This window comes from Cytophagales bacterium, assembly GCA_019456305.1.
Classification (GTDB): domain Bacteria; phylum Bacteroidota; class Bacteroidia; order Cytophagales; family VRUD01; genus VRUD01.
On sequence record VRUD01000002.1, the window covers coordinates 77889 to 87271 of the forward strand.

Annotated in this window: 7 protein-coding genes and 1 pseudogene; 1 reads left to right on the top strand and 7 read right to left on the bottom strand. The window is 40.1% G+C overall.

Features of this window, described 5'->3' with window-relative positions; all coding sequences use genetic code 11:
* Positions 1-8 precede the first annotated feature (8 nt).
* Positions 9-1373, bottom strand: coding sequence for an aldehyde dehydrogenase family protein (locus FVQ77_00815; GenBank protein ID MBW8048888.1), 1365 nt, complete (start codon positions 1371-1373; stop codon positions 9-11).
* 24 nt (positions 1374-1397) lie between these two features.
* Entirely contained in the window at positions 1398-2183 is a 786-nt protein-coding gene (locus FVQ77_00820) for a gamma-glutamyl-gamma-aminobutyrate hydrolase family protein (GenBank protein MBW8048889.1), read from the bottom strand.
* A gap of 352 nt (positions 2184-2535) precedes the next feature.
* Here FVQ77_00820 and FVQ77_00825 point away from each other — a divergent pair, with 352 nt between their 5' ends.
* A complete protein-coding gene (locus FVQ77_00825; protein ID MBW8048890.1) occupies positions 2536-4839 on the top strand; it encodes a T9SS type A sorting domain-containing protein in 2304 nt (767 codons plus the stop codon).
* 110 nt (positions 4840-4949) lie between these two features.
* Here the strand turns inward: FVQ77_00825 and FVQ77_00830 are convergent, their stop codons facing one another.
* The 5 genes and pseudogenes from FVQ77_00830 to FVQ77_00850 form a co-directional block, all read right to left on the bottom strand.
* Positions 4950-6113, bottom strand: coding sequence for an iron-containing alcohol dehydrogenase (locus FVQ77_00830; GenBank protein ID MBW8048891.1), 1164 nt, complete (start codon positions 6111-6113; stop codon positions 4950-4952).
* A complete protein-coding gene (locus tag FVQ77_00835; GenBank protein MBW8048892.1) occupies positions 6110-6388 on the bottom strand; it encodes a type II toxin-antitoxin system HicB family antitoxin in 279 nt (92 codons plus the stop codon). The genes FVQ77_00830 and FVQ77_00835 overlap by 4 nt, the downstream gene beginning before the upstream one ends.
* A gap of 84 nt (positions 6389-6472) precedes the next feature.
* Positions 6473-7942, bottom strand: a complete 1470-nt coding sequence (locus FVQ77_00840; GenBank protein ID MBW8048893.1) for a glutamine synthetase — start codon at positions 7940-7942, stop codon at positions 6473-6475.
* Between the two features lie 102 nt (positions 7943-8044).
* Complete coding sequence (locus FVQ77_00845) at positions 8045-8911, bottom strand: OmpA family protein (GenBank protein ID MBW8048894.1); 867 nt, start codon at positions 8909-8911, stop codon at positions 8045-8047.
* A 72-nt stretch (positions 8912-8983) separates the two neighbouring features.
* Positions 8984-9383, bottom strand: a pseudogene (locus tag FVQ77_00850) (hypothetical protein).

The following is a 9383-nucleotide window of genomic DNA, read 5'->3' on the forward strand; positions in this document are numbered from 1 at the left end:
AAAATTAACTAAAAATGTTTAAAATGATACGCCTTAGGTTGCACAAAAGCCCTGATGCCCATATAAGAAAGCGTTGTCCCTATGCCCGAATGTTTCCTGCCGGACCAGGGCAGGTTAGCGCTTACCCTGTCACAGCAGTTCCAGTAAACTGTGCCCGTATTGATCTTTTGCAGAATTTTTTCGGCTCTTTGCCGGCTGTCTGAATACACAGCAGCGGTCAATCCAAATTCCGTATCTTGCATCAGGGCGACCGCTTCTTCATCATCCTTGACTTTGCAGATGCCAATAACAGGTCCAAATGATTCATCTTTCATCACACTCATTTTGTGATTGACATTTACAAGAATTGTAGGTTGGAAGTAATAGCCCTTTCTTTCCATTTTTTTACCACCTGTAAGCAGATTAGCTCCTTTTTGTAAAGCATCATCTACCTGGCGCTGTAAAAATTTTAACTGTTCTTGCCGGGTAACCGGGCCTATAAAAACATCTATTTCATCAGGATTTCCTGCTTTAAGCTGTTTTACTTCCTTTACAAATTCACGGGTGAAATCATCGTAAACATCCTGATGCACGTAAATTCGTTCTACAGCACAGCAGCTCTGCCCATTGTTGCAAAATGTACCTTCTGTGGCTGCTTTGGCTACAGCTACCATGTTCTTATTATCATCCGTAACATAGAGCGGGTCTTTTCCTCCCAATTCAAGCTGGCAAGGTACCATTCTATGAGCAACGGTTTCGTAAATATGCAACCCTGTTTTATAAGAGCCGGTAAAGAAATACCCATCAAGCGGTAATTTGAGCAATGCTTCTCCTGCATCTTTCCCCCCGGTTATTGTTTGAAATACGTTTTGTGGTACCCCCGCTTTATGCAATAGTTCCTCTATTTTAAGCCCTGTTAGTGTTGTATATTCCGATGGCTTGTACAATACCCCGTTGCCTGCAATTAGTGCCGGGATAAACACATTTACCCCCACGAGGTAAGGATAATTCCAGGCAGAGATATTTGCAATGATACCCAATGGCTCCCAGGCAATCTTTTCTTCTATACCGCTTTCATTTACGATCTGTTCTTCACGAAGCCATTTTTCTGAATTTTCAAGAAAGAACTTTATACGTGCCCTTGCCCCTTTTATTTCATTTTGCGATTGGTCCAGGGGCTTGCCCATTTCATCGGTTAAGACCATTGCTAATTGTTCCAGTTCATTTTTTAGCAGATCGTAAAATTTCCTTATAATTGAAATTCGTTCGATAATCGGAACTTGCCATAATTGCTGCCCTTCACGAACTACTTCGTATTTTTCTTTGATTATTTGCCCATTATCCTCTTCAATGGCAGCTATTATTTCTTCGGTAGCGGGATTGATTATTTTCACTTTCTACTTTTTACTTTTTACTTTTTACTTTTTCTTAATCTGTGCCTGCCCCGATTTCTCGGTGGTGATCTGTGTTAAAAAATGATCATATACAAAATTAGCATCAATAAGCTGTTCATTAGAATTATAAAAAAACTCCGGGTGCCATTGCATACCCATCACTTTACCTTTTTCAGCGCCTTTCCATAAGAAAGCTTCTATCAATCCATCTTCAGGACAGTGAGCTAAAACTTCCAGCTCTTTACCAATCTCTTTAACGCCTTGGTGGTGAACGGAATTTACCCGCTTAGTTTTAGTACTCATTTGATATAACCTATCTAACAATTTCCCCTCTATAAATTCAATACCATGATTTAACTGATCGTAAATCTCTGCATCCCTATGCTTGATAGAATCGGCTCGCTGGGTACCAATATCCTGGTACAAGGTACCGCCAAAGTAAACATTCATCAATTGAAACCCTCTGCAGATGCCCAGAACAGGCTTGTCATTTTTAATGGCAAAATCCATTATTTTAAGTTCATACGCATCTCTTTGAGGATCACCTTGCCATTTACCATCCAGGATGGGTGTATCTTTGTATGTATGTGGAGCAATGTCAGAGCCGCCCTGGAAGACAAAACCATCCATCTCTGAAAGGAATCTTTCAAGCTCTTTTTCCTTCAGATCAGGGATGAGTATGGGTATGATATTTTCCCGGGAAAGGTATTGAGCCATGTCTTTTTCCAGATAGCACAGAGTTTTATGGCCAAATACCTTTCTTTTGATATCGGGATACATGAAACATGAAGATATACCTATTTTGAGCATTGGTAGTACTTAGTTGCAAAAGTAATAGTTATTATGACAATATTGTTTAATTCAACAAAGCATAATAACCCTTATTTATGCAACTAAGTAGTAGTTACTGCCCTCGTCAGGCCACTAAGCGTAGGGATTTGGGCTGGAAAGTGGTCAGACGAATAGGCTGGAAATTCTTTCTAAGTAGCTTTATTTAACAACAAAAATACTGATAAAATATTTGTATTATACAGGAAAAAGTATTATCTTTATAATAAAATTGGTTTTATTATAAAGTGTTGTATATTTGCAGGTTCAAAGTTAAATGTAAACCAGGGATTTTGTTTTTTTTATTGCATAATCCCCTAAAAAAATAATTATTATGGAAAAGTTAAAAACCATAATCGCAGCAATATCAGCAATAGGAATATTTTTCTTTTTTGCTGCTATGCAAGTTTCAAAAGCACAAATCACCTGGGATTCAACAGACATTGCATTGCCGGGAACCATGATCTTCCAGGCAACTGACACTGTTCCAAGCATTGTTCCCGGAGGTGCAGGGCCTTCTCAGATCTGGAATTTCTCTGCCATTAACAACCAGATCTCTGACACGCTTTTCTTTAGTGACCCGGCTTTGGTTGCCAATGGAGACGCATTTCCGAATTCAAATTTAGTATTCGTGCAACCAAATAACGACCCTTTTTTCCTTAAGATAACTTCAGCAAAGCTTACTGCTTTGGGGTTAGCAGGAGATCTTTTTGGTACGGGAGATACTATTATTATTTCTTTTGATCCTGAGATGGTAATATTTGAATTTCCTGAAAATTATCAGGATACGCTTATGGATACATCTAAATTTATTCTTGAAATGCCAAATGTGGGAGGCCTGCCACCTAATTTTGATAGCATAAGAATTATAAATACCTCTTATACAAATTCTAATATAGATGCATGGGGCACTGTGTACACTCCTTTAGATACCTTTGATTGTTTGAGGCAATATTCTGAGGAGATCAGCATTGATAGCGCTTTTGGCCATGATACCTTGAGTGGAAACTGGGTTTTCTTTTCCCCCCCACAAATTGATACTACTGTAACTTATAGCTGGCTCGCAAAAGATGTTGGTTTTCCAGTAGTGGATATTGAACTTGACAGTGCAGGCAATGTTATGGAAGCAAAATACTTGTATGCACTACCTGCTTCAATTCCAATTTCTGCCACCATTACTTCTTCCACCAATCCGGTCTGCAATGGCGACTGTAACGGACAGGCTACAGTAACTGCAATAGGTGGTGCACCGCCTTATACATATTCATGGGATGACACCACTACTCAAACTACTAAAACAGCTACCGGGCTTTGTGCCGGAACTTATATTGTGATGGTTACAGATACATTGCTTGCAACTTCAAGCGACACGATTGTTATAAGTGATCCTCCGGCAGTTGTGGCTAATATCACAGCAGGCGGGCCTGCTACTTTCTGTGCAGGTGACAGTGTGGAATTAGCATCAGATACTGCAGGTATTACCAGCTATGACTGGTTGTTAAATAGTGTATCCACTGCTGATACAGGCTGGACCTATAATGCACTTATGGGTGGAGATTATCAGGTGGTGGTTTGGAATGCCTTTGGTTGTTATGATACATCAGCAGCAACCACCGTAACGGTCAACCCGTTACCTGTTATTACAGTAACGCCTAATCCTGGTGTCGTATGCGGCACTGGAGATTCGGTAATGATAATAGCAAGCGGTGCTGCATCCTACGCATGGTCACCGCCAACAGACTTAAGCGCTACTACCGGTGATACTGCATATGCTAACCCGACAACAAATACAACTTATACAGTAATAGGTACTGACGCTAACAGTTGCGTTGACTCTACAACAGTTTTAGTTCAATTAAGCACCGCAGGAGCTGTTGCATCGTTTACATCAGATGTAATAAGCGGATGTGGCAGCGTTACTGTTACATTTGATGGAAGTCTATCTACAGATGCCATCGGGTATAGCTGGTCATTCCCGGGTGGAACGCCCAACACTTCAAACCTTCAGAATCCGGTTGTTACTTATGATACTGTAGGTGTTTGGAATGTAACTTTAACGGCATTTGGATGCAGTGGTTTAGATAGTACCATCATCATGTCAGGTTATATAACTGTTGATTCGTTACCAACTGTTACTTTTACTGCGTTAGCAAATGTGTGTGATACAATCACTGCGCTTGCATTAACAGGTGGAAGTCCTGCAGGAGGTACTTATTCCGGGCCAAATGTAAATGGTGGCAATTTTAATGCTCAAGCAGCAGGTTTTGGTACTTATACTATTACCTATACCTATACGGATGGTATAACTGGTTGTACAGATTCTGCTACCCAGCCCATTGCCGTAGATTCGTGCCCTCTGGTTGGAGTAATGGAACTATTTGATGCAGCTAACAGCATCAGGCTGTATCCTAACCCAACTGCCGGTGTAATAAATATTGATGTAGAGGCTGATATGAAAGTAGCATCAATCAAGGTTTACAATATTATTGGGAGCTTGGTTGTTGAGGTTACTAATAACAGTGGTTTGAATAATGATCATTATTCCATTGATCTTTCAACTCAGCCAAAAGGCACTTACCTGGTAAAGATTCAAACCGCAGAGGAGGTAATAGTTAGAAAATTAAATCTTAATTTTTGATCTCCGAAAGTATCATAAAAATAGGGGCTGAATTGTATTTGGCCCCTTTTTTTTGTTAATAGATATTAAAAAAGAAAATTAACTATAGTAATGCCAAAAAGTTTTAAAGATTATAGAGCATCCAAATACAACTGCTTAAAATCCTCCCTTGTAACTTTTCTCGGATTGCACGGATGACAAAAATCATCCACCGCCAGGTCAGTGAGCTGTTCTATATGTTCCTTTTTCACACCTGCTTCCCCTAATTTAGCAGGGAGCCCGATCTTTTGGTTGAGTTCAAGAAGTGCGCTAACTACCGATTCTCCATCTAAACTTGTCAATCCCATTGCATTGGCAATTCGTTTGTAGGTCGGATTGATAATCCGACCAATAAATGGATCTTCCTGCCCCGGTATATTAAATTGCATCCCATAAGGTAAATTGATAGCAATTGCCAACCCATGATGCATATTTAGTAAAGTAGAAAGCGGGTGTGCTAATGAATGTACTACGCCCAACCCTTTTTGAAAAGCAACGGCACCCATCAGCGAAGCGATCATCATCTTGCTGCGGGATTCAGGAAGTGGCTTATTTACGGCATTATCAAGCGATCCGGAGATCAGCCTTATACCCTCAAGGGCAATACCATCGCATAAAGGATGAAAACCACGGGCAAGGAAGGCTTCCATATTATGTGAAAGGGCGTCCATACCGGTGGCTGCCGTTATAAACGGGGGTAAATCATAGGTTAGCTCCGGGTCAGCAAAAACCATCTTTGCCACCAGCTTGTGATGAAACAGGATGCGTTTTTTCTTTGTCTGTTCTTCTGAGATCACAGCGCTTCTCCCTACTTCACTGCCTGTGCCGGCTGTAGTGGGTACCGTAATAAAATGAGGAACAGGTTCTGTTACATATTTTGAGCCTCCGACCAGGTCATCATAATCAAAGAGATCTCTGTGGTGGTTAATCCTCAAAACGATTGCCCTTGCAACGTCCATGGCTGCACCCCCGCCAATGCCAATAACCGAATCCCGCTTTGATTGATGATAAGCATCTCCTCCTTTTAAGACATCAGATTTTACAGGGTTTTTGTGGATGTCACAAAATATTTCCAGCTTTAGTTGTTGTCTTTTTAAATCTTCAACAATCTTTTTGAAAAAATCCAGTTCAGCTACATTAGGGTCTGTTACGATTAGTGGATGAGATAAATTTTGGTCTTTCAGATAAGGCGCTAATTCTTTTATGACACCAGGTCCAAATCTTATGTCAGTAGGAAAACTGTATGAATATTTCATGGATTACAGATTGTTCCATTGATTAAGGTTAATTTTTCTTCCGATAGTTTTTTATTTAAATCCACACCCGCTATTACGGGTAATCTATGACCTAATTTCAGCCCAACAAAAATCCAATCTTCCAGGGTAGAACGTAATTCAATTTGACATTCCTTTAGAGTTTTTCCAAAAGCTATTACTCCTTTGCAATTTGGAATTTTCCCTGCAAAACTTCCATCTTCAAGTTTGTCATAAATGGCTTTTGAAATTGCGTTTTCAATATAGTTGGTTAAAATAAATTTATATGACATGGTAAGAACTTTTATTTTTATACAAATTTACGTTTTTTCTTATAATTTGTTTTATTTTGCTAATAAGATTCAAATAATCTCAAAATACCTCTTTAATTCCCAATTAGTAACCGCTTTGGCATCTTTTTCTTTGCCCTGACGCTCAGATTTAGCTTTTTCAAATTGCTGCCATTCCCATTCCCGTGTTTGTACAAAATGATTAACAAAACCTTCTCCAAACAGCTCTTTAGCCAGATCGGATTTTTTCATTGCCTGGGTTGCTTCTACTAGATTTTTTGGAAGCTTGCCATATTTAAAATCTTCGTATCCGTTCCCTGTTGTTTGAGGCTGGTCAAGCTTTAGCGCTTTTTTAATGCCATACAAACCACTCGCCAGGCAGGCAGCCATAGTCAGGTAAGGGTTTATATCCGAACCGGGTACCCTGGTTTCAAGGCGTGCTGATTTTTCGCTGCTAGTCAGAACCCTTAAAGCTGTGGTGCGGTTATCCATACCCCAGGTAAGCGTGGTAGGCGCCCAGGCTCCTTCCACCAGGCGTTTATAGCTGTTAACGGTTGGAGCATACATGGGCAATATATGTGGCAAACAATGTAACTGTCCTGCCACATAGCTTTTAAAGAGTTCACTCATCCTGTTTTTGTCTGCTTTTTTATAAAATAAATTTTTTTTGCTATCCCACAAGCTTTGATGCACATGTCCGCTGCAGCCCGGCAGCTTTTCATTCCATTTAGCCATGAAACTGGCTAAAATATCATTCCGGTAGGCAATTTCTTTGACACTTGTTTTAAAAAGCACTGCTCTGTCGGCTGCTTCTAATATGTCTGCATAAAAAATAGCTGCTTCGTAAACTCCAGGTCCGGTTTCGGTGTGTAATCCTTCAAGCGGAACGTTAAATTGTAAGAGAAAGTCAAACAAATCATTGAAGTAGTTATTTGGTCTTTTATCCGAATGGAATTCGGATTTACTCCCCCTCTCCACTTGTGGAGAGGGGGATGGGGGGTGAGGTTGACTGTTATAGGAGCTTCTTAAAATGGAATATCCAAACATACCCGGGGTGAGTGGTCTTATATTCTTAAAATCCTTGTCGTGCAATTCCCAGGGTGTTTCATTGAAATTAAACCACTCAAATTCTACAGAAAAGACAGGAGAAAAACCGGCATCTATGGCTTGCTGCCTTATTTTCTTTAAAAGGCTACGTGAGCAGACCTGTAAAGAATTACCGTCATCATCTATAAAGTCTGCCAGGAAAAACGGAACATTGTTATCCCACGGGATATTTCTGAATGTTGAAAGATCGATCTTTGCTTGCGCATCCGGGTAACCGGTATGCCAGCCCGTAAAATCCACGTTATCATAAAGGGTGTCTGATGGATCCCAACCAAAAATCACGTCACAGAATCCGAATCCCTGGTCGATAATGGAAAAGAACTTATCCCTATGTATAACTTTTCCTCTAAGAACACCGTCTATATCTGTAATAGCCAGCTTCACTTTTGCAGCCGGATGATCTTTTACGGATTGTAATATTTGTTCTTTACTCATTCAAAAAGAAAAACTACCCAAATCTTCAGCAACGGCTCCTCCTGCCAATCTTGAATATGTCTAAGTTTATTGACACCAGAAAACGGATAGTCATGTTGTGTTTTATAATTTTTTGGTAATTTGAAACTCAACTCTCCTGTTAAGCAGCCTGTTTTCTTTTGTATCATTTGGGGTCAGTGGTTTTTGCTCACCATATCCTTTATAAGTTAACCTGTCCTGATCAACCCCAACAGCAACCAGGTAGTCTGCAGCAGCTTTTGCCCTTTTTTCTGAAAGCTTCTGATTATATGACTCAGGCCCAACGTTGTCCGTATGCCCTATGATCGTTAGTTTTATTTCTTTACAGGTCAAAAGAACGTCCTTCACATATTTTAAAGCTTGCAAATTCCTGGTAATAGCTCCATAGCTATCAAATTCGAAATTAACATTGCTGAATTTTATACTTTTTCCCACTTCAGAACAAGCAAAGCTTTCGGACTCAACGGAAATTGTTGGTGTACCATCTGTCATCTCTTCGGATGGTGCAAGAATTTCTTCCACTGCTAAAGCAAAAGTAGAAATATCATATACATTAAACTCAATTCTTCTGTTAAGTCGCCTGTTTTCTTCTGTAATATTTGGAACGAGGGGTTCATCCTCACCAAATCCTTTGTAGGCTAACCTAGCCGGATCTATACCAATAGTAATTAAGTAATCAACAGCCGCTTTAGCCCTTTTTTCTGAAAGCCTCTGATTAAATGATGAAGTACCTACATCATCAGCATGTCCGATGATTAGTATTGCCTTTTTACGACATGCAATCAATACATCCCTCACAAAATGTAACTCTGGCTTATTTTGGGATATTTTAACATAGCTGTTAAAATCGAAATAAATATTTTTGATCTTTATAGCAGAACCGACTTCAGCACAATCAATAGCTTTGGGTACTTCTGAGCCGGCAGCCTCATCCAAAGGCTCTATTTTCAAAGGTAAGGGTGAGGGAATAGCAGTCGGATGTTTGATGTTTGACTTTGGTTGTTCCAGAGTCGTTTCAGTTTGCTCAGGAACTGTCTCTGGTTTTTCAGGAACTGTCTCCGGTTTTTCAGGAGCTGTCTCTGGTTTTTCAGGAACTGTCTCTGGTTTTTCAGAAACTGTCTCCGGTTTTTCAGGAACTGTCTCTGATTTTTCAGAAACTGTCTCTGGTTTTTCAGGAACTGTCTCTGATTTTTCAGAAACTGTCTCTGGTTTTTCAGGAGCTGTCTCTGGTTTTTCAGGAGCTGTCTCCGGTTTTTCAGGAACTATCTCTGGTTTTTCAGAAACTGTCTCCGGTTTTTCAGAAACTGTCTCCGGTTTTTCAGGAGCTGTCTCTGGTTTTTCAGGAACTGTCTCTGGTTTTTCAGGAACTGTCTCTGGTTTTTCAGGAACTGTCTCTGGTTTTTCAGGAACTGTCTCTGGTTTT

Excerpts from the sequence above, each read along its gene's own strand:
- FVQ77_00825 (MBW8048890.1), top strand. The coding sequence starts at position 2,536 with ATGGAAAAGTTAAAAACCATAATCGCAGCAATATCAGCAATAGGAATA.
- FVQ77_00820 (MBW8048889.1), bottom strand. The coding sequence starts at position 2,183 with ATGCTCAAAATAGGTATATCTTCATGTTTCATGTATCCCGATATCAAA.
- FVQ77_00830 (MBW8048891.1), bottom strand. The coding sequence starts at position 6,113 with ATGAAATATTCATACAGTTTTCCTACTGACATAAGATTTGGACCTGGT.
- FVQ77_00840 (MBW8048893.1), bottom strand. The coding sequence starts at position 7,942 with ATGAGTAAAGAACAAATATTACAATCCGTAAAAGATCATCCGGCTGCA.